The following is a 572-nucleotide window of genomic DNA, read 5'->3' as shown; positions in this document are numbered from 1 at the left end:
GCGGTTGGAGCGCGGCCGCTTTTTGTGGCCATCGCTGGCGGACGGCGTTGTGACGATCAGCGTTGCGCAACTATCCTATCTCCTGTCCGGAATTGACTGGCGAATGCCGCAGGCAACCTGGCGTCCGCAGGCTTCCGGTTAAGCTGTGGCTTATTGACTCACGGGGGAGATCGGTCGCGAATTTTAGCGGCGAATATGATTGAGTTGCCCTCGTGACAACGCCTTCCGATCCGCTTCCCGTCGACCTTGCCGCTGCGCACGCAATGATCCTTGCGCAGCGCGAACAACTGGCGCTGGCGAAGAGCGAAGTGACCGTCGGTCGACTGGAAATCGAGCGGCTGAAGCTGATGCTCGCCAAGGCACGGCGCGAACAGTTCGGGCAATCCTCCGAACGCGGCAAGCTGCTGGTCGAACAGCTCGAGCTTGCCATCGAGGATCTCGAAGAGACGCAGGCCGAACAGGAAACCAAGGCCGAACTCGCCGCGCCAGGGGTCGCCAAGGAGAAGCGCGCGCAAAATCCACGGCCGCCGCGACGTCCGTTGCCGGACAATCTGCCGGTTGAGCGCGTCGTC

2 protein-coding genes are annotated in these 572 nt (G+C 62.4%); both read left to right on the top strand.

What is annotated here, in order from left to right; translation table 11 throughout:
- Window positions 1-4: 4 nt before the first annotated feature.
- Complete coding sequence (gene tnpB, locus H8B02_RS47680; protein ID WP_283842331.1) at window positions 5-142, top strand: IS66 family insertion sequence element accessory protein TnpB; 138 nt, start codon at window positions 5-7, stop codon at window positions 140-142.
- Between the two features lie 70 nt (window positions 143-212).
- The coding region (locus H8B02_RS47675) for an IS66 family transposase (protein WP_376711806.1) at window positions 213-572 on the top strand (360 nt) is incomplete at its 3' end.

The sequence above is a fragment of the Bradyrhizobium altum genome (genome assembly GCF_020889705.1).
Classification (GTDB): domain Bacteria; phylum Pseudomonadota; class Alphaproteobacteria; order Rhizobiales; family Xanthobacteraceae; genus Bradyrhizobium; species Bradyrhizobium altum.
The sequence above is the reverse complement of the archived record's forward strand: the minus strand, read 5'-3'. Positions and strand labels throughout refer to the sequence as shown.